This is a genomic window from Pseudomonas danubii (assembly GCF_042980055.1).
Classification (GTDB): Bacteria; Pseudomonadota; Gammaproteobacteria; order Pseudomonadales; family Pseudomonadaceae; genus Aquipseudomonas; species Aquipseudomonas danubii.
In genome coordinates this window covers 530903-550835 of sequence record NZ_CP116502.1, presented here as the reverse complement: position 1 = coordinate 550835, position 19933 = coordinate 530903, and the positions used below count along the sequence as shown (strand labels likewise).

19 protein-coding genes are annotated in these 19933 nt (G+C 62.1%); 17 read left to right on the top strand and 2 right to left on the bottom strand.

Annotated features, from left to right (window positions below; genetic code table 11):
- The first annotated feature begins 103 nt into the window (after positions 1-103).
- From PFZ56_RS02675 to PFZ56_RS02665, 3 genes are read left to right on the top strand one after another with little or no spacing between them, the layout of a single operon-like run.
- Positions 104-1129 (top strand): aminoglycoside phosphotransferase family protein, encoded by a 1026-nt coding sequence (locus tag PFZ56_RS02675; protein WP_170002859.1) that lies wholly within the window; start codon positions 104-106, stop codon positions 1127-1129.
- Positions 1126-1800 (top strand): N-acetylmuramate alpha-1-phosphate uridylyltransferase MurU, encoded by a 675-nt coding sequence (gene murU / locus PFZ56_RS02670; protein WP_123389772.1) that lies wholly within the window; start codon positions 1126-1128, stop codon positions 1798-1800. The genes PFZ56_RS02675 and murU overlap by 4 nt, the downstream gene beginning before the upstream one ends.
- A 1-nt stretch (position 1801) precedes the next feature.
- Entirely contained in the window at positions 1802-2569 is a 768-nt protein-coding gene (locus tag PFZ56_RS02665) for a TerB family tellurite resistance protein (protein ID WP_102881037.1), read from the top strand.
- Positions 2570-2618: 49 nt separating this feature from the next.
- On the opposite strand, the gene PFZ56_RS02660 is transcribed toward PFZ56_RS02665, so the two are convergent.
- On the bottom strand, positions 2619-3608 hold the full coding sequence (locus tag PFZ56_RS02660; RefSeq protein ID WP_170002858.1) for an alpha/beta hydrolase family protein: 990 nt from the start codon (positions 3606-3608) through the stop codon (positions 2619-2621).
- Positions 3609-3682: 74 nt separating this feature from the next.
- On the opposite strand from PFZ56_RS02660, the gene PFZ56_RS02655 reads away from it, so the two are divergent.
- The 14 genes from PFZ56_RS02655 to PFZ56_RS02590 all read left to right on the top strand — a co-directional run bounded on the left by PFZ56_RS02655 (position 3683) and on the right by PFZ56_RS02590 (position 19131).
- On the top strand, positions 3683-6082 hold the full coding sequence (locus tag PFZ56_RS02655; RefSeq protein ID WP_170002857.1) for a PAS domain S-box protein: 2400 nt from the start codon (positions 3683-3685) through the stop codon (positions 6080-6082).
- Positions 6083-6095: 13 nt separating this feature from the next.
- A complete protein-coding gene (locus tag PFZ56_RS02650; RefSeq protein ID WP_102861913.1) occupies positions 6096-6725 on the top strand; it encodes a response regulator transcription factor in 630 nt (209 codons plus the stop codon).
- A gap of 261 nt (positions 6726-6986) precedes the next feature.
- Complete coding sequence (locus PFZ56_RS02645) at positions 6987-8111, top strand: ABC transporter ATP-binding protein (protein WP_102861912.1); 1125 nt, start codon at positions 6987-6989, stop codon at positions 8109-8111.
- A gap of 43 nt (positions 8112-8154) precedes the next feature.
- Positions 8155-9216, top strand: a complete 1062-nt coding sequence (locus PFZ56_RS02640; protein WP_102881034.1) for an ABC transporter substrate-binding protein — start codon at positions 8155-8157, stop codon at positions 9214-9216.
- A gap of 143 nt (positions 9217-9359) precedes the next feature.
- Positions 9360-10607 (top strand): ABC transporter permease, encoded by a 1248-nt coding sequence (locus tag PFZ56_RS02635; RefSeq protein ID WP_102861910.1) that lies wholly within the window; start codon positions 9360-9362, stop codon positions 10605-10607.
- Between the two features lie 13 nt (positions 10608-10620).
- The gene (locus tag PFZ56_RS02630) at positions 10621-11445 is read left to right on the top strand and encodes an ABC transporter permease (protein ID WP_102861909.1); all 825 of its coding nucleotides are present in this window, start codon (positions 10621-10623) and stop codon (positions 11443-11445) included.
- 141 nt (positions 11446-11586) lie between these two features.
- Complete coding sequence (locus tag PFZ56_RS02625; protein WP_110653353.1) at positions 11587-12735, top strand: iron-containing alcohol dehydrogenase; 1149 nt, start codon at positions 11587-11589, stop codon at positions 12733-12735.
- An 80-nt stretch (positions 12736-12815) separates the two neighbouring features.
- Positions 12816-13490, top strand: coding sequence for a ribulose-phosphate 3-epimerase (rpe, locus tag PFZ56_RS02620; RefSeq protein WP_102861907.1), 675 nt, complete (start codon positions 12816-12818; stop codon positions 13488-13490).
- Positions 13487-14305, top strand: a complete 819-nt coding sequence (locus tag PFZ56_RS02615) for a phosphoglycolate phosphatase (protein WP_170002856.1) — start codon at positions 13487-13489, stop codon at positions 14303-14305. Before rpe ends, PFZ56_RS02615 begins: the two co-directional genes overlap by 4 nt.
- A gap of 71 nt (positions 14306-14376) precedes the next feature.
- Positions 14377-15864 carry an anthranilate synthase component I gene (trpE, locus tag PFZ56_RS02610; protein ID WP_110653351.1) on the top strand — a complete coding sequence of 496 codons (1488 nt, stop codon included), beginning with the start codon at positions 14377-14379 and terminating at the stop codon, positions 15862-15864.
- A gap of 12 nt (positions 15865-15876) precedes the next feature.
- Positions 15877-16470 (top strand): aminodeoxychorismate/anthranilate synthase component II, encoded by a 594-nt coding sequence (locus tag PFZ56_RS02605; RefSeq protein WP_170002854.1) that lies wholly within the window; start codon positions 15877-15879, stop codon positions 16468-16470.
- A 9-nt stretch (positions 16471-16479) separates the two neighbouring features.
- Positions 16480-17529 (top strand): anthranilate phosphoribosyltransferase, encoded by a 1050-nt coding sequence (trpD, locus tag PFZ56_RS02600; RefSeq protein ID WP_102881030.1) that lies wholly within the window; start codon positions 16480-16482, stop codon positions 17527-17529.
- Entirely contained in the window at positions 17526-18362 is an 837-nt protein-coding gene (trpC, locus tag PFZ56_RS02595) for an indole-3-glycerol phosphate synthase TrpC (protein WP_102861902.1), read from the top strand. The genes trpD and trpC overlap by 4 nt, the downstream gene beginning before the upstream one ends.
- 67 nt (positions 18363-18429) lie before the next feature.
- A complete protein-coding gene (locus PFZ56_RS02590) occupies positions 18430-19131 on the top strand; it encodes a lipoate--protein ligase family protein (protein ID WP_110594498.1) in 702 nt (233 codons plus the stop codon).
- Here the strand turns inward: PFZ56_RS02590 and crp are convergent.
- Positions 19128-19772 carry a cAMP-activated global transcriptional regulator CRP gene (crp, locus tag PFZ56_RS02585; protein ID WP_102861900.1) on the bottom strand — a complete coding sequence of 215 codons (645 nt, stop codon included), beginning with the start codon at positions 19770-19772 and terminating at the stop codon, positions 19128-19130. The two genes, PFZ56_RS02590 and crp, sit on opposite strands and share 4 nt — an antisense overlap.
- Between the last annotated feature and the right edge of the window lie 161 nt (positions 19773-19933).

Sequence of the window (19933 nt, the reverse complement as noted above, 5' to 3'; positions counted from 1 at the left end):
ATCTGCCCGCGGTGTGGGCCGCACGCCTCTCGATGGTCTGAAAAAGATGCTGGATAATAAAGCATGACCCGCTTGACGGCTAGCGCCGTCGGAGACCCTTGTAATGCCTGACCAAGATGTACGCTTGCAACACCTGAAAGTTTGGCTCGATGAGCAGTTGGCGATTGTTTATGCAGCACAAGGCTGGGGTGAAGTACCCCCGGCGACATTGACCGCGGCCAGCAGCGACGCGAGTTTCCGCCGTTATTTCCGTTGGCAGGGTGCAGGCCGCAGCTTTGTGGTCATGGATGCTCCGCCCCCCCAGGAAAACTGCAAACCCTTCGTGGATATCGCCCAGTTGCTGGCGACTTCCGGCATCAATGTGCCGAAAATTTATGCCCAAGACTTGGTTCGGGGCTTTTTATTGCTCAACGACCTGGGCAACAAGACCTACCTCGACGTGATCGACGAAAGCAATGCCGATGCACTTTTCGAGGATGCACTGCAGGCCCTGCTGGCGTTTCAACAGTTGCCTATGGATGCGCCACTGCCCAGCTACGATGTCGCTCTGCTGCGCCGTGAACTGGAGCTGTTTCCTGAGTGGTACGTCGGACGTGAACTGGGTGTCACGCTCAGCGCGCAGCAGCGCGAACAGTGGCAGCGGGTCAGTGACCTGCTGATCGACAGCGCCCTGGCGCAGCCCAAGGTGCTGGTGCATCGCGACTATATGCCACGCAACCTGATGCTCAGCGAGCCGAATCCTGGGGTGCTGGACTTTCAGGATGCGGTCTACGGCCCAGTGACCTACGACGTGACCTGCCTGTTCAAGGATGCCTTCCTCAGTTGGCCGCAGCCCCGTGTGCGTGGCTGGCTGGAGGGCTATTGGCACCAGGCCCGAGCGCTGGGGATCCCGGTCCAGGAAGACTTCGAGGAGTTCCTCCGGGCCAGTGACCTGATGGGCGTACAGCGTCACCTCAAGGTGATCGGTATCTTCTCGCGGATATGCCACCGCGACGGCAAGCCTCGTTACCTGGCCGACGTGCCACGATTCTTTGCCTATATAGAAGCAGTGCTGGCCCGTCGTCCCGAATTGGCCGAGCTTTCGCAACTGCTGCTCAGCCTGCGCCAGCCAGCGGGAGCCGATGCATGAAGGCAATGATTCTGGCCGCCGGCAAGGGCGAGCGCATGCGCCCCCTGACCCTGGCCACCCCCAAGCCGCTGTTGCCTGTAGCCGGCAGGCCCCTGATCGAATACCACCTGCTGGCGCTGGCCAAGGCGGGCTTTTGCGACATCGTCATCAACCATGCCTGGCTTGGCCAGCAGATCGAGGACGCCCTTGGCGACGGTCAACGCTGGGGCCTGAACATTCAGTACTCGGCGGAAAGCGAGCCTCTGGAAACCGCCGGCGGTATTTTCAAAGCCTTGCCCTTGTTGGGGGATGAGCCGTTTCTGGTGGTCAATGGTGATATCTGGACCGACTACGACTTCGCCTCCTTGCGTCGGCCCCTGGCTGGACTGGCTCACTTGGTGATGGTGGATAACCCGGCGCACCATCCCAGTGGTGGCGATTTCTGCCTGCAGGACGGGATGTTGCACGATGCCCGACCCGGAGCTGCAGCCCTGACCTTTAGTGGGATTTCGGTTCTGCATCCCAATTTGTTCCAGCACTGTGTCCCGGGCCCCTGCAAACTGGCGCCGCTGTTGCGCGAGGCCATGGCCCGTGGACAGGTCAGCGGCGAGCATATGCAGGGACAATGGATCGACGTGGGTACGGTCGAGCGTCTGGCGCAGGTCGAAGCCCTGCTGCAAGCGAGGCGCTGATATGTGGTGGCCAGGGACTCTGATCGGAGCCGGAGCGGGTTTTGCAATTGCCAGCATTCCGGGGGCCATGCTTGGTGCGTTGTTGGGGCAGGCTCTGGACCGGCGCCTGCAACTGCACAGCTGGGCGCATGTGCGTGAGCGCCTGGGCGGTCGCCCAGCGTTGCGCAATGATGAATTGCTGTTCGTGTTGCTGGGACGCTTGGCTAAAAGTGATGGCCGGGTGGTGGATGGGCATATCCAGCAGGCGCGTCAGGAGATGCGTTCGCTGGACATGAACGATTCAGCCCAGCGCCGTGCTATTGCAGCCTTCAACCGAGGCAAGTCGGGCAATGACCGTCTGCGCGGTTATCTGCGGCGCCTGAGTGCCCAGCCCCATGCCGCGGAGGGTGTGTTGCGTGCCTGCTGGCGGATGGTTTGGGCCGATGGCCGGGTGGGGCCGGCGGAGCGTGAACTGATCCAGCTCTGGGGCAAATGGCTGGGCTGGACCACGGAACAGATCCAGGCGCTGGCGCAGGAGTATGGCCCGGCGCGCAGGTCGTTGGCCGAGGGAGCCCTGACCTATCAGGAGGCGTTGCGCCTGTTGGGGGTTGCCGCCACTGCTGAACCGGCGCAGATCAAGCGTGCCTATCGCCGCCTGCTTAGTCGTCATCACCCGGACAAGATCGCCGGTAGCGGCGCCAGCGCAGCCCAGGTGCGGGAGGCGACGGAAACGACCCGAGAATTGCACAGCGCCTATGCCCTGATACGCGAGCGCCGGGATTTCCGCTGAGGCGTGGCCGGGCCGCCATTGCCAGTCAGGCAGTGGCGGCTCGAGCTCTTCAACTGTCGGTGTTCTGCGGGTTCAACCAGCCACGTACCCGGCGGAACAGCTGCTCTTGCTGGGCGGCATGATTGCCGGGCAGGGCTTTGAGGGCGATCTGGCTGAAGTTTGAATGCTTCAGGCGCTTGCTGGCTTGCAGTCGTTCCAGTGCCGCTTTCTGCGCAGCGCTTTTGTCGACATAGTAGAAATCTGCGGTTGCCAGCTTCAGGGTCGGTGTCAACTCTGCCAGTTGTGGCTTGCCATTGGCGGGTGTCTGGGCAGCTACCATCACCAGCTTCTGTACCTGGGAGGGCTGTTTTTCGCTCAGGTAGCGTGCGGTCCAGTAGGCGCCAGTGCCGTGGCCCAGGAGCACGATGCTGCGGGCATTCTGCTGTTCGGCGAAGGCCAGGGCTGCATCGATCCGGGTGAAGATGCGCTCGGCATCGGCCTTGACCTGTTCTTCGGTGCTTTCTGCGACGGCGCGGTCCGCCACGTCGGCTTCGCCACCGGCGGCTTGTTCGATGGGCTTGGCCTCGGCGCTGGCGTCCTTGGCGGTGTTGCTGGTGTCCGCTGGCGGCGGCGCGGCCTCGACGATCCGCGGTTGTGCCGCTTCGCTGAGCATGTCCGGCAGGGTCAGGCTCAGGCTGCCCCAGTCAGTGTCCGGCAGTTTATTGCGCAGAGGGGCCACGGCTTGGGGCCAGTCGGCGCTTTCGCCGGCTCCCGGGAGGATAATCACCACGCCCTTGGGTTCGCTGGTGTTGGCCGGTTTCCACAGGGCCAGGAAGGTGTCGCCACCGGCTTGCAACTGCTGTTGCTCCTGGGCAGGCAACTGACGCTCCAGGGCGCTGGCCTCTTCCTGGCTGCGTTCAGGCAGGGTTTGGCGTTGCGCCGGTTGTTCCTCGGGGCTCTTGGTTTCCGGGGCCGGGTCGGCGGCTTCCACAGAAAAGGTCCAAGGCAGGATCAGCGACAGGCACAATGCAGGCAGTGCCGAGCGGTGGACAAGGGGCATCGGATATTCCAGGCCAGAAGTAATTCCGGCAGCCTAATGGGTTGGTCAGTATTTGTCAGGGTGTGAGACTTCAGATGATGCGTTTTCGCTGCCTTCTGCTTATCGGCTGTCTGTGCCTTCCCTTGATAGGCGGGGCGGCACCGACGCCCCATGTGCCCACAGCACCCTTGAGCCACGAGCAGCGTCAATGGCTTGAACAACACCCGGAGTTGCGGGTGGGGCTGGTACTGCAGGCACCGTTCGCCCAATACGACCGGCGTCTGCAGCGCCTGTCCGGGGCTAACGTCGAACTGATGCAGACCTTGGCCCAGGCGCTGAAGATTGAACTCAGCTGGCGCAACTTTCCCGATCAGGCACAGCTGGAAAGAGCCCTGCGCGACGGCGAAGTGGACATGGCCCCCGGCCTGACCCAGACCCCCGCGGGCCTGAGGCTGTGGCTGTTCAGCGACCCTTATATGCGTGTGCCACAGCTGGTGGTGGGTGAGCGCAAGGGCGCGGGGGCCGTGGAACTGGAGAAGCTCGACAGCCAGGCCCGAGTCGCGGTGCGCATGCCCAGCGCGGTGGCCGACTACCTGCGCCTGACCTACCCCAACCTGAATCTGCAAGGGGTTCCCCTGGAGCGCCAGGCCCTGCAACTGCTGCTGAGCCAGCAAGCCCGTTATGCGGTTGTGGATGAAGCCCAGCTCAGTCGCCTGTCAGCGGAGGCAGAGTTTTCCGGGTTGGCGGTGGTGGGGGATATCGGCCTGCCGCAGCTGTTACGGGTAGCGACCCGTCGCGACTGGCCGGAGCTGGCCAGTATCGTAGAGGCCGGCTTGCACGCGATCCCGGCCAAGGAGCTGGAGCAATTGCACAGTCGTTGGCTGCAGCCCAAGTACCCGCGCCTGGGAGAATCCCCCGGCGTCTGGCAGAACCTCAGCCTACTGTTGATGATCCTGTTGCTGGCCAGCTTGGCGACTGTCTTCTGGCAGCGTCGTCAGCAACGCAGTCTGGAGCAGAGGTTGCTGGCGGCACGTGAGGATATCGCCCTGCGCGCCGCCAGCGAAGAAGCCCTGCGCCTGACCCAGTTCTCCATTGATCAAAGCACTGTGGGCATTCTCTGGGTCAACTGGGACAGTCATGTGCGTTATGCCAATCGGGCCGCTGAAGAGATGCTCGGTTATCCGGCGGGCGGAGTGATCGACCGCCCGCTGATCGATTTCGAACCCAACCTGCACATGGATCGCTGGCTCAACCTGTGGAAGCGTGCCCGGGCCAGTGAGGAGGGCGCGCAGAGTTTCGAGACCCAGTGCCTGCGTGCTGACGGCAGCATCTTGCCGGCGGACGTGTCCTTGAGCTTCCTGCGCTTTCGCGACAGTGAATACCTGGTGGTCTACCTCAATGACGTCACCGAGCGCCGTCGTGCGCTGGCGGCGCTGCGGGAAAGCGAGGCGCGCCTGCAGGGTATCGCCGCCAACGTCCCGGGCCTGGTGTTCCGCCTGGAGCGAGCGCCGGTCACCGGGCAGATCGATTTCGCCTATATCAGTGAAGGCAGCGAAACCCTGGTGGGCTACTCGCCGGCGACGCTGGCCCACCGGGACACCGGCCTGCGCAGCCTGGTGCACCCGGACGACAAGGCCAGTTATCACCAGACCCAGGATCAGGCCCTGGACACCGATAGCGACTGGTCCTGGCAAGGTCGCATCCTGACCCGCCAGGGCCAGCAGCGCTGGGCCGAGATCAAGGCCATCACCCGCCGCCTGGATGACGGGGCTTTTGTCTGGGACGGCATTGTCTGGGACATCAGCGAAAGCAAGCGCATCGAGTTGGAGCTGGCCAGCTCCCGTGAGCAATTGCGGGAATTGTCGGCACACCTGGAAAGCGTGCGCGAAGAAGAAAAGGCCCGTATTGCCCGGGAAGTCCATGACGAGCTGGGACAGATGCTCACCGTGCTCAAGCTGGAAACCTCCATGTGCGAACTGGCCTATGCCCAACTCGACCCGGGCCTGCACGAACGACTCAACAGCATGAAGCGCCTGATTGCCCAACTGTTCCAACTGGTGCGCGACGTGGCCACGGCCCTGCGGCCGCCGATCCTCGATGCGGGCATCGCGTCGGCCATCGAATGGCAGGCCCGGCGGTTCGAAGCACGCACACAGATTCCTTGCCTGGTTCAAGTGCCGGATAACCTGCCGCGCCTGAGTGACGCCAAGGCCGTCGGCCTGTTTCGTATCCTCCAGGAGGCCCTGACCAATGTCATGCGCCATGCCCAGGCGCATACTGTGGAACTGACCCTGGCCCTGGAAGAGGGCGAGTTGTGCATGACCATCAGCGATGACGGCCTTGGTTTCGACACCGCCTCGGCACGCCCGACGTCCTTTGGCCTGGTGGGCATGCGCGAGCGGGTGCTGATCATGGGCGGCAGCTTGTCGCTGCACAGTGAACAGGGAGAGGGCACCCTCCTGAGTGTCCGGGTGCCCCTGGACCGAGAACAATAACGAGGAGACGCGCGTGATCCGTGTACTGGTAGCCGAAGACCACACCATTGTCCGCGAAGGCATCAAGCAGCTGATCGGCCTGGCCAAGGACCTGCTGGTGGTGGGCGAGGCGAGCAATGGTGAACAGCTGTTGGAAACCCTGCGCCAGGTGCCCTGTGAAGTGGTGCTGCTGGATATCTCCATGCCCGGGGTAAACGGCCTGGAAGCCATTCCACGGATTCGGGCCCTGAACAATCCGCCGGCGATCCTGGTGCTGTCGATGCATGACGAGGCACAGATGGCTGCGCGGGCGCTGAAGATCGGCGCTGCCGGCTACGCCACCAAGGACAGCGATCCGTCGCTGTTGCTGACGGCCATCCGCAAGGTGGCGTCCGGTGGGCGTTACATCGACCCGGACCTGGCGGACCGTATGGTCTTCGAGGTCGGCCTGACCGATGCCCGGCCCTTGCATTCGCTGCTTTCCGAACGCGAGTTCTCGGTCTTCGAACGCCTGGCCCAGGGTGCCAACGTCAATGACATTGCTCAGCAACTGGCCCTGAGCAGCAAGACCATCAGCACCCACAAGGCGCGGCTGATGCAGAAGCTCAATATCACCTCCCTGGCGGAACTGGTGAAATACGCCATGGAGCACAAGCTGCTCTGACGTCATCTGCAGTGCTCTCTCCACCTCCCGGGGAGGGCACTTATCCATTTACGACATCCCCGCTTTCGGCCTTCTGCCGTTTCTTGCTGCTTGTAGCTTGCCGCTGGCCTCTGCCCTTATCCAATCCCGCCATCCTTGTAGGGCAATCCCTACACGCAACCTTCCAGGCGGCTGAGGCGAATCTCTCCTGCGCCCCGATTTGCGCGGCCTGCGGCCTCCACTAGGCTTGTTCCACAGCCGTCTAAAACAAAAGGTGTGGGTATGAGCGAGGTTGATTCAAGCGCTGGGGCCAACGATGTTCTGGTCAGCTTTCGTGGTGTGCAGAAAAGCTACGACGGTGAAAACCTGATCGTCAAAGACCTCAACCTGGATATTCGCAAAGGCGAGTTCCTCACCCTGCTGGGGCCGTCCGGGTCCGGCAAGACCACCAGCCTGATGATGCTGGCCGGTTTCGAGACCCCAACCGCCGGTGAGATCCAGCTGGCCGGGCGCTCCATCAACAATGTACCGCCGCACAAGCGCGACATCGGCATGGTGTTCCAGAACTACGCCCTGTTTCCGCACATGACCGTGGCCGAGAACCTGGGCTTTCCGCTGTCGGTGCGCGGCCTCAGCAAGACCGACATCAGTGAACGGGTCAAACGGGTGCTGAGCATGGTTCAGCTCGATGCCTTCGCCCAGCGTTATCCGGCGCAATTGTCCGGTGGCCAGCAGCAGCGTGTGGCCCTGGCCCGTGCCCTGGTGTTCGAGCCGCAGTTGGTGCTGATGGACGAACCCCTCGGTGCTCTGGACAAGCAACTGCGTGAACACATGCAGATGGAAATCAAGCATCTGCACCAGCGCCTGGGTGTGACCGTGGTCTATGTGACTCACGACCAGGGCGAGGCCCTGACCATGTCCGATCGGGTGGCGGTGTTCCATCAGGGCGAAATCCAGCAGATTGCCCCGCCGCGCACCCTTTACGAAGAGCCCAAGAACACCTTCGTCGCCAACTTCATTGGCGAGAACAACCGTCTCAACGGTCGGCTCCACAGCCATACCGGCGAGCGTTGCGTGGTGGAGCTGGGGCGTGGCGAAAAAGTCGAGGCGCTGGCGGTGAACGTCGGCCAGGTCGGCGGCCCGGTGACCCTTTCCATCCGTCCGGAGCGCGTGAGTCTTAACGGCTCCAGCGAACGCTGCGTCAACCGCTTCTCCGGGAGGGTGGCGGAATTCATCTATCTGGGCGACCACGTCCGGGTGCGCCTGGAAGTCTGCGGCAAGAGCGACTTCTTCGTGAAACAACCGATTGCCGAGCTCGATCCTGCGCTGGCGGTGGGCGACGTGGTGCCGCTTGGCTGGCAAGTCGAGCACGTTCGCGCGCTTGACCCGCTTCTAGAGGCGAATTGATCGCCCCCCTGCAACACCAACCTGCACGTGGAGAACACAATAAATGTTGAGATCCCTGAAATTCACCGCCCCCCTCAGCGCTATCGCTGTGGCACTGGGCATGCTGGGTGCGGCACACGCCATGGCGGCGGGTCCCGACCTGACCGTAGTGTCCTTTGGTGGAGCGAACAAGGCGGCTCAGGTCAAAGCCTTCTACGCGCCTTGGGAAGCCGCAGGCCATGGCAAGATCGTCGCTGGCGAGTACAACGGCGAGATGGCCAAGATCAAGGCCATGGTCGACACCAAGAGCGTGTCCTGGGACCTGGTAGAGGTCGAGTCCCCTGAATTGTCCCGCGGTTGCGACGAGGATATGTTCGAGCAACTGGACCCGGCCCTGTTCGGCAAGAGCGAAGACTACGTCAAGGGTGCCATCCAGCCTTGCGGCGTGGGCTTCTTCGTCTGGTCCACGGTGCTGGCCTACAACGCCGACAAACTCAAAGCACCACCAGGCAGTTGGGCCGATTTCTGGGACACCAAGCAGTTCCCGGGCAAGCGCGGTCTGCGCAAGGGCGCCAAGTACACCCTGGAGTTCGCCCTGATGGCCGACGGCGTCGCGCCCAAGGATGTCTATAAAGTCCTGGCTGGCAAGGACGGCCAGGATCGCGCCTTCAAGAAACTCGATGAGCTCAAGCCCTACATTCAGTGGTGGGAAGCCGGCGCCCAGCCGCCGCAGTACCTGGCTTCCGGCGACGTGGTCATGAGCTCGGCCTACAACGGCCGGATCGCCGCGGTGCAGAAGGAAAGCAACCTGAAAGTGGTGTGGAACGGCGGCATCTACGACTTCGATGCCTGGGCCATTCCCAAAGGCCTGGACAAGGATCGCGCTGAAGCCGCGAAGAAGTTCATCGCCTACTCGGTACAGCCGCAGCAGCAGAAAACCTATTCGGAAAACATTGCTTACGGCCCAGCCAACATCCAGGCCGTGCCGCTGCTGGCCAAGGACATTCTCAAGGACATGCCCACTACCCCGGAAAACATCGCCAACCAGGTGCAGATCGACGTCAGCTTCTGGGCTGACAACGGTGAGCAACTGGAGCAGCGCTTCAACGCCTGGGCAGCCAAGTAACCACCCCGCTGTTGTAGGAGCGAGCTTGCTCGCGAGGGCGTGATCGGCACCACCACCGGTGTCGCCTGATGCGCCTTGTTCGCGGGCAAACCCGCTCCTACCCCGGTGGTTTGTATTCGAAAGTTCGATTCGCGGAGTTTGTCATGACCATCACCGTTCCCTTGAACGCGGTCACCGGCCCGACCTTGAAGCAGCGGCTGGCCCGTGCCGAGCGGGTCAACCGCTGGAAGGCACAGGCCTTGATCGCGCCTCTGGTGCTGTTTCTGCTGCTGGTGTTCCTGGTACCGATTGTGGCGCTGCTGTACAAGAGCGTCGGCAACCCGGAAGTGGTCGGGGGCATGCCGCGCACTGTCGCGGCCGTGAGTGCCTGGGATGGTCGTGGCCTGCCCGCCGAAGCGGCCTACAAGGCCTTGAGCGAAGACCTGTTCGAAGCCCGCAAGAATCAAACCTTGGGCGATCTGTCCAAGCGCCTGAACATGGAGTTGGCCGGCTATCGCAGCCTGTTGACCAAGACCGCCCGTGCCTTGCCGTTCAAGGCCGAGCCCGAATCCTATAAAGAAGCCATGGAGAGTCTGGACGAGCGCTGGGGCGACCCGGCCTACTGGCAGGCGATCCGGCGCAACACCAGCAGCCTGACGCCCTATTATCTGCTGGCGGCGGTGGACCATCGCATCGATGACCTGGGAGAACTGGCCCCGGCCACCCCGGATCAGTCCATCTACCTGGACATCTTTGCCCGGACCTTCTGGATGGGCCTGGTGATCACCGCGATCTGCCTGGCGCTGGCCTATCCCCTGGCTTACCTGCTGGCCAACCTGCCGGCGCGCAAAAGCAATCTGCTGATGATCCTGGTGCTGCTGCCGTTCTGGACGTCGATCCTGGTGCGGGTAGCGGCGTGGATCGTGCTGCTGCAGTCCGGCGGCTTGATCAACAGTGCGCTGCTGGCCATGGGGGTGATCGATAAGCCGCTGGAGTTGGTGTTCAACCGCACCGGGGTCTACATCTCCATGGTGCATATCCTGCTGCCGTTCATGATCCTGCCGATCTACAGCGTGATGAAGGGCATCTCGCCCACTTACATGCGTGCAGCGATTTCCCTGGGCTGCCATCCATTCGCCAGCTTCTGGCGGGTGTATTTGCCGCAGACCTACGCCGGGGTCGGCGCCGGCTGTCTGCTGGTGTTCATCCTGGCCATCGGCTACTACATCACTCCGGCGCTGCTGGGTAGCCCGAACGACCAGATGGTCAGCTACTTCGTCGCCTTCTACACCAACACCAGTATCAACTGGGGCATGGCTACGGCCCTGGGCGGCCTGTTGTTGCTGGCGACCATCGTGCTCTATCTGATTTACAGCTGGCTGGTGGGCGCCAGTCGCCTGCGCCTGAGCTAAGGAGAGAATCGAAATGCTGAGCCCCTACATGTCGCCCGTTGAACGGGTCTGGTTCTACAGCTTGCGGATTCTCTGCGGCTTGATCCTGTTGTTCCTGGTATTGCCGGTGCTGGTGATCATCCCGCTGTCGTTCAACTCCGGGAGCTTTCTGGTGTATCCGCTGCAGGGCTTCTCGCTGCACTGGTACCAGGACTTCTTCGCTTCCGCCGAATGGATGCGAGCCCTAAAGAACAGCATCATTGTCGCCCCGGCCGCCACCTTGCTGGCGATGGTCTTCGGCACCCTGGCGGCGATCGGCCTGACCCGTGGCGACTTCCCCGGCAAGGCGCTGGTGATGGCCCTGGTGATTTCGCCGATGGTGGTGCCGGTGGTGATCATCGGCGTTGCCAGCTATCTGTTCTTTGCCCCGCTGGGCATGGGCAACAGTTTCTTCTCGCTGATCGTCGTGCATGCGGTGCTGGGGGTGCCCTTCGTGATCATCACCGTGTCGGCGACCCTGCAAGGCTTCAACCACAACCTGGTGCGGGCTGCCGCCAGCCTCGGCGCCTCGCCATTGACCACCTTTCGCCGGGTGACCTTGCCCCTGATCGCGCCTGGGGTCATCAGTGGTGCGCTCTTCGCCTTCGCCACCTCGTTCGACGAAGTGGTGGTGACCCTGTTCCTGGCCGGCCCCGAGCAAGCGACGTTGCCACGGCAGATGTTCAGCGGTATCCGCGAAAACCTCAGCCCGACCATCGCCGCCGCCGCCACGCTGCTGATCGCCTTCTCGGTGATCCTGCTGCTGACTCTGGAATGGCTGCGTGGGCGCAGTGAGAAGTTGCGCACCGCCCAGGTGTGAGGTCCTTCGCCTTCCTGACGGGTGTTGCCAGGCGCGGCACCGGTCAGGGAGAGAAGGGAATTCGTCTGCTGAATAGGCGACAACCGACAATCCGCGACTACGCTTGTGCCGGCTCCTACCTTTATATAAGAGGCTGCGCACATGAGTATTTCCTCTTTCAAGATCGCCCATAAACTGCTCACCGGCAGCACCGCCATCGAACAGCTGGCCGCCGAGCTGACCCGACTGGATGTGGATAACCCGCTGATTGTCACCGATGCCGCGTTGCTCAAGTCGGGCACGGTGGAACTGGCGCTGGCACACCTGGGTGAGCGCAGTTATGAGATTTTCGACCGAGTGCAGCCCGACCCGGAGATCGCCATTGTCGAAGACTGCATGCAGGTCTACCGCGAGGGCGGGCATGACGGCCTGATCGGCCTTGGGGGCGGCAGCGCCATCGATATCGCCAAGAGTGTCGCGGCTTATGCGGGCTACCATGGCGCCCTGGAGGATCTGTTCGGCGTTGATCAGGTGCCGCGCAAGGGACCACCGTTGATCGCCATTCCCACTACGGCCGGCACTGGTTCGGAAGTGACCAACGTGGCCATCCTGTCGGACAAGGTCGCGCTGTTGAAGAAAGGCATTGTCAGTGATTACCTGCTGCCGGACGTGGCCCTGGTCAGTCCACAGATGACCTTGACCTGTCCCCGCAGCGTCACGGCCGCCAGTGGTGTCGATGCCCTGGTTCACGCTGTCGAGTCCTACCTGTCCCTCAACGCCTCATCCATCACCGACTCCCTGGCCATTGGTGCGATCAAACTGATCGTCAAGGCGTTGCCCAAGGCTTATGCCAATCCGGCCAACCTGCAAGCCAGGGAGGACATGGCCACCGCCAGCCTGATGGCCGGCATGGCCTTCGGTAATGCCGGGGTCGGGGCGGTGCATGCCCTGGCCTATCCGCTGGGTGGACGTTTTCATGTGTCCCATGGCGTCGGTAATGCCTTGCTGCTGCCCTATGTCATGACCTGGAACAAGATGGCCTGCGTTGAGCGTATGCAGGATATCGCCGAAGCCATGGGGGTCCAGACGGCGCATTTGAGTGCCAGCGAGGCCGCTGATCGGGCCGTGGAGGCAATGACTGCGTTGTGCGCTGCGGTGGAAATCCCCAGCGGCTTGCGCAGCTTTGGCGTGCCGGAGGAGGCCATCCCCGCCATGGCGTTGGAGGCCGCGGGTATCGAGCGCCTGATGCGCAACAATCCGCGCAAACTGAGTCCTGCCGATATCGAGAAGATCTATCGCGCGGCTTACTGAAGAACGCGGTTACGGTGTGCGCTCCAAAGCATGAGGTATACAATGCGCGCCATCGTGATTCTGCTCAAAAAAGGTGCGTCATGCAGCCCTTCGCTATTGCTCCGTCGATTCTCTCTGCCGACTTCGCCCGTCTGGGTGAGGAAGTGGACAATGTCCTGGCCGCAGGTGCCGACATCGTCCACTTCGATGTCATGGACAACCACTATGTGCCGAACCTGACCATCGGCCCGATGGTCTGTTCTGCACTGCGCAAGTATGGGATCACCGCGCCGATCGATGCGCACCTGATGGTGACCCCGGTGGATCGCATCATCGGTGACTTCATCGAGGCAGGCGCGACCTACATCACCTTTCACCCCGAAGCCACGCTGCATGTGGACCGTTCCCTACAAATGATCCGCGAGGGCGGCTGCAAGGCTGGCCTGGTGTTCAACCCGGCGACCCCGCTGGACGTGCTCAAGTATGTGATGGACAAGGTCGACATGGTCCTGCTGATGAGCGTCAACCCGGGCTTTGGCGGGCAGAAGTTCATTCCTGGGACCCTCGACAAGCTGCGTGAGGCACGGGCCTTGATCGACGCTTCCGGTCGCGATATCCGCCTGGAGATCGACGGTGGGGTGAACGTCGGCAACATCCGTGAGATCGCCGCCGCAGGCGCCGACACCTTTGTTGCTGGTTCGGCCATCTTCAACGCGCCGAACTATCAGGAAGTCATTGAGAAAATGCGCGCCGAACTGGCGCTGGCTCGGCCATGAGCGCATTTGAGCAGCTGTTCTCGGGGCGTTTGCCGCGACTGGTGATGTTCGACCTGGATGGCACCCTGGTCGATTCGGTGCCGGACCTAGCGGCCGCCGTGGATCAAATGCTGCTCAAGCTGGGGCGCAAGCCCGCGGGTATCGAGGCGGTGCGCGAGTGGGTCGGCAACGGTGCGCCGACGCTGGTGCGCCGGGCCCTGGCCAACAGCCTGGATGCCCAGGGCGTCGACGATGTCGAGGCGGAGCACGCTCTTGAGTTGTTCAACAGCGCGTACGAGGACAGCCACGAGCTGACTGTGGTCTATCCCGGTGTGCGCGAAACCCTCAAGTGGCTGCACAAGCAGGGCGTGGAAATGGCCCTGATCACCAACAAGCCCGAGCGTTTCGTCGCGCCATTGCTGGATCAGATGAAGATCGGCCGGTATTTCCGCTGGATCATCGGCGGCGACACCCTGCCGCAAAAGAAACCCGACCCGGCGGCACTGTTCTTCGTGATGAAGATGGCCAGCGTACCGGCGTCGCAGTCGCTGTTCGTCGGCGACTCGCGCAGCGATGTGCTGGCGGCCAAGGCAGCGGGGGTCAAGTGCGTGGCGCTGAGCTACGGCTATAACCACGGCCGGCCGATTGCCGAGGAGTCGCCGGCGCTGGTGATCGACAACTTGCGGGCGCTGATCCCCGGTTGCTTAGAACCAGCCGCTGAGATAACGTTGCCCGACGCTGTTCCATCCCCTTCTGGAAATTCCATCGTGGTGGTCACTCGCAAACTCTGGATGAAAGTCATCAAGGCCTTGGCCCGTTGGCGTTGGCGCGCCTGATTTTTGTCTGGCCGGCCCTGCCGGCACGTTTGCATACCTGACTGTTAGACCCTCAAGCCACGAGGCACCCCATGATTCGCGAAGAATTCCTGCGTTTGGCCGCAGCCGGTTACAACCGTATCCCGCTGGCCTGCGAAACCCTTGCCGACTTCGACACGCCGCTGTCGATCTACCTGAAACTGGCCGATCAGCCCAACTCCTACTTGCTGGAGTCGGTGCAGGGCGGTGAAAAGTGGGGGCGCTATTCGATCATCGGCTTGCCGTGCCGCACCGTATTGCGCGTGCATGGGCACCAGGTCAGCGTGAGCCATGACGGTGTCGAGATCGAGAGCCATGAAGTGGCTGATCCGCTGGCTTTCGTCGAGGAATTCAAAGCCCGTTACAACGTGCCGACCATCGCCGGCCTGCCGCGCTTCAACGGTGGCCTGGTGGGGTATTTCGGTTATGACTGCGTGCGTTATGTCGAGCCGCGCCTGGGCCAGTGCCCGAATCCTGACCCGATCGGTGTGCCGGATATCCTGCTGATGGTCTCCGATGCGGTGGTGGTGTTCGACAACCTGGCGGGCAAGATGCACGCCATCGTGCTGGCCGACCCCAGCCAGGACAACGCCTTCGAGGCCGGGCAAGCGCGCTTGCAGGAGTTGCTTGCGCAACTGCGCCAGCCGATCACGCCGCGTCCCGGGCTGGATTTCAGCAAGCAGCAGGCGGCTGATCCGGTATTCCGCTCCAGCTTCACCCAGGCGGACTACGAGCGAGCCGTGGACACCATCAAGGAGTACATCCTGGCCGGTGACTGCATGCAGGTGGTGCCGTCCCAGCGCATGTCGATTGACTTCAAGGCTGCGCCCATCGATCTGTACCGGGCGCTGCGCTGCTTCAACCCGACTCCCTATATGTACTTCTTCAACTTCGGCGACTTTCATGTAGTGGGCAGTTCGCCGGAAGTGCTGGTGCGGGTCGAGGACAACCTGATTACCGTGCGGCCGATTGCCGGCACCCGTCCGCGGGGCGCTACCGAGGAAGCCGATCTGGCCCTGGAACAGGACCTGCTGTCGGATGCCAAGGAAATCGCCGAGCACTTGATGCTGATCGATCTGGGGCGCAACGACACCGGTCGCGTATCCGAAATTGGCTCGGTGAAGCTCACCGAGAAGATGGTGATCGAGCGTTATTCCAATGTGATGCACATCGTCTCCAACGTCACCGGTCAACTGAAAGCCGGGCTGACGGCGATGGACGCTCTGCGGGCGATCCTGCCGGCGGGGACGTTGTCCGGGGCGCCGAAGATTCGCGCCATGGAAATCATCGACGAGCTGGAGCCGGTCAAGCGTGGGGTCTACGGCGGCGCCGTGGGTTACTTCGCCTGGAACGGCAACATGGATACCGCCATCGCCATTCGCACGGCGGTGATCAAGAACGGTGAGCTGCATGTACAGGCCGGTGGCGGGATTGTCGCCGACTCAGTGCCGACCCTGGAGTGGGAAGAGACGCTGAACAAGCGTCGCGCAATGTTCCGTGCCGTGGCGCTGGCAGAACAAACCCCCGCATCCAAGGTTTGAGGAGTTTCCATAATGTTGCTGATGATCGATAACTACGACTCCTTCACCTACAACGTCGTCCAGTATCTGGGCGAGTTGGGTGCCGAAGTGAAAGTGGTACGCAATGACGAGCTGACCGTGGCTGAAATCGAAGCCCTCAAGCCCGAGCGTATCGTGGTCTCGCCTGGCCCTTGCACGCCGACCGAGGCCGGTGTCTCCATCGAGGCGATCAAGCATTTCGCCGGCAAGCTGCCGATTCTGGGCGTGTGCCTGGGCCACCAGTCCATCGGCCAGGCTTTTGGCGGCCAAGTGGTGCGAGCCCGGCAAGTGATGCACGGCAAGACCAGCCCGGTGTTTCACCGTGACCTGGGGGTGTTCAACGGCTTGAACATGCCGCTGACCGTGACCCGTTACCACTCGCTGGTGGTCAAGCATGAGAGCCTGCCCCAGTGCCTTGAAGTCACGGCTTGGACCCAGTTGGAAGACGGCTCCGTCGACGAAATCATGGGGCTGCGCCACAAGACGCTGAATATCGAAGGGGTGCAATTTCACCCCGAGTCTATCCTCACCGAGCAGGGCCACGAGCTGTTCGCCAACTTCCTCAAACAGAGCGGCGGCACGCGCTAAGGACTTTTCATGGATATCAAGACTGCCCTGAGCCGTATTGTCGGCCATCTGGACCTGAGCACCGATGAGATGCGCGATGTCATGCGCGAGATCATGACCGGCCAATGCACCGATGCGCAGATTGGCGCCTTCATGATGGCCATGCGCATGAAAAGCGAAAGCATCGACGAGATCGTCGGCGCGGTATCGGTGATGCGTGAACTGGCTGACACGGTCGAACTGAAAACCCTCGACGGTGTGGTGGATGTGGTCGGCACCGGCGGTGACGGTGCGAACATTTTCAACGTTTCCACAGCGTCTTCCTTTGTTGTTGCCGCCGCCGGCTGCACCGTCGCCAAGCATGGTAATCGTGCGGTATCCGGCAAGAGCGGCAGCGCCGATCTGTTGGAGGCGGCCGGGATCTACCTGAACCTGACGCCAGTCCAGGTCGCGCGCTGCATCGACAACGTCGGCATCGGCTTCATGTTTGCCCAGTCTCATCACGGCGCTATGAAATATGCCGCCGGCCCGCGCCGTGACCTCGGCCTGCGCACCCTGTTCAACATGCTTGGCCCGCTTACGAATCCGGCCGGCGTGAAACATCAGGTGGTGGGGGTATTCACTCAGGCCTTGTGCCGGCCATTGGCCGAGGTTTTGCAGCGTCTGGGCAGCAAACATGTGCTGGTGGTGCATTCCCAGGATGGCCTGGACGAGTTCAGCCTGGCGGCGCCGACCTATGTTGCCGAGCTGAAGAATGACCAGATCACCGAGTACTGGGTACAGCCCGAGGACTTGGGCATGAAGAGCCAGAGTCTGTTTGGCTTGGTGGTGGAGAGCCCGGCGGCGTCCCTTGAGCTGATCCGCGATGCCCTGGGACGACGCAAGACCGAGCACGGCCAGAAGGCCGCCGAGATGATTGTGCTCAATGCCGGTGCGGCGCTGTATGCCGCGGATCATGCCAGCAGCTTGAGAGAGGGCGTGGCCCTGGCGCACGATGCCTTGCACACCGGCTTGGCCCGGGAAAAGCTCGAGGAGCTGGGCGCCTTTACCGCGGTGTTCAAGCAGGAGAATGAAGGATGAGTGTGCCGACAGTTCTGGAAAAAATCCTCGCCCGCAAGGTTGAGGAAGTTGCCGAGCGCAGCGCTCGCGTCAGTCTGGCCGAGCTGGAGAGCCTGGCGCGGGCAGCCGATGCGCCGCGGGGTTTCGCCAGGGCGCTGCAGGAGCAGGTCAAGCTCAAGCAGCCGGCGGTGATTGCCGAGATCAAGAAAGCTTCGCCGAGCAAAGGCGTGATCCGCGAGAATTTCGTGCCGGCAGAGATCGCCAAGAGCTACGAGAAGGGCGGTGCCACTTGCCTGTCGGTGTTGACTGACGTCGATTACTTCCAGGGGGCCGATGCCTACCTGCAGCAGGCCCGCGCGGCCTGCAAACTGCCGGTGATCCGCAAGGATTTCATGATCGATCCCTACCAGATCGTCGAAGCCCGTGCCCTCGGTGCCGACTGTGTGCTGCTGATTGTCGCTGCGCTGGACGACCAGCGGATGGCCGAGTTGGCGACGGTGGCCAAGGGTGTCGGTCTGGATGTGCTGGTGGAAGTGCACGACGGCGACGAGTTGGAGCGGGCGCTGAAGACCCTCGACACACCGTTGGTCGGGATCAACAACCGCAATCTGCATACCTTCGAAGTCGACCTGGAAACCACTCTCGACCTGCTGCCGCGGATTCCTCGCGATCGCCTGGTGATTACCGAGAGCGGCATTCTCAACCGTGCCGATGTCGAGCTGATGGAAATCAGTGATGTCTATTCGTTCCTGGTGGGCGAGGCATTCATGCGCGCCGAGAGCCCGGGCAGCGAGTTGCAACGCTTGTTCTTCCCCGAGCGTGGCGTGCCGGTCAGCGGTTCGACCCTGGACTGAACCTGAAATAATGAATAAGCCGGCGATGCCGGCTTTTTCGTATCTATTGCAAAGGATTTCCACTGTCATGACCCAACCCCTTGCCTTGACTGTCGAAGCTGGCCTGCAGGCCGAGCAGGATCTGCTGGCGCTGGTGTGTGCTGGCGAGCAGGAGTTTGGGCTGCTGTTCTGGCAGCCCAGCGATCGGGCGCTGGTGATGCCCCGGCGCTTGAGTCGCCTGCCGGGGTTCGAGCAGGCTTGCCAGGCGTCGGCGGCCAACGGCTGGCCGGTGCTGCTGCGGGAAACCGGCGGTGAGCCGGTGCCGCAATCGGCAGCCACGGTGAATATTGCGCTGGTCTATGCGCCACCGCGCAGCGAGGGGGATCAGGGGCGGATCGAAACGGCCTATCGGCGTCTGTGCCAGCCGATTTGCGATCTGCTCAGTGAGCTGGGAGGCAATCCGTCGTTGGGGGAGGTGGACGGCGCCTTTTGCGATGGCCGTTTCAACGTCAATCTGGAGGGGCGCAAGATGGTCGGTACAGCCCAGCGCTGGCGTCAGAGCAAAGGCGGACAGCGCCCGGTGGGGCTGGTACACGGTGCCCTGCTGTTGGATAACGAGCGCGACTCCATGGTGGGGGCGGTCAATACCTTCAATCAGGCTTGCGGCCTGGAGCAGCGTTGCCGGGCTGAAAGCCATATCGCCCTGCATGAGGCGTTTACCGCAGAGAATGCCGTGGCCCGGCTGGACAGCCTGTACCGGCAGATGCTCAAGAGCTTTCTGCCGGGTTAGCGGGTGCCGAACACCACCATGGTCTTGCCTTTGACGTGAACCAGGTTGCGCTCCTCAAGGTCCTTGAGGACGCGGCCGACCATTTCTCGGGAGCAGCCGACTATCCGGCCGATCTCCTGACGGGTGATCTTGATCTGCATGCCGTCGGGGTGGGTCATGGCATCCGGTTGCTTGCACAGCTCCAGCAGGCAGCGGGCAACCCGTCCGGTCACGTCGAAGAACGCCAGGTCGCCGACCTTGCGCGTGGTATTGCGCAGGCGCTGGGCAATCTGCCCGCTGAGGACGTAGAGAATGTCCGGGTCGTTCTGCGACAACTCGCGAAACTTGATGTAGCTGATCTCGGCGACTTCGCATTCCACTTTTGCCCGTACCCAGGCGCTGCGTTGCTGTTCGTGACCGGCCTCTTCGAAAAGTCCCAGTTCACCGAAGAAATCCCCGGCGTTGAGGTAGGCGATGATCATCTCCCGGCCATCGTCATCCTCGATGAGGATGGTCACCGAGCCCTTGATGATGAAATACAGGCTGTCGGACACATCACCGGCGCAGATGATGTTGCTCTTGGCCTGATACCGGCGGCGTTGACAGTGCATCAGCAACTTGTCGAGATTTTTGATCCTGGGGGTGGGGGCAATAGCAACCATGGTTGTATCCCGAGAAGACTGCACGGTATGAGGTGATTTTTATGGGCGTAAAACGAGGACGTTGAACGCTGGCTAAGCGCCAGTCATTTGGCGTCAGCTTAACAGACACATCCTTGACGGATTTAAGATTTTTCTTAGTGAAGATCGGTAATCTGCTGTGA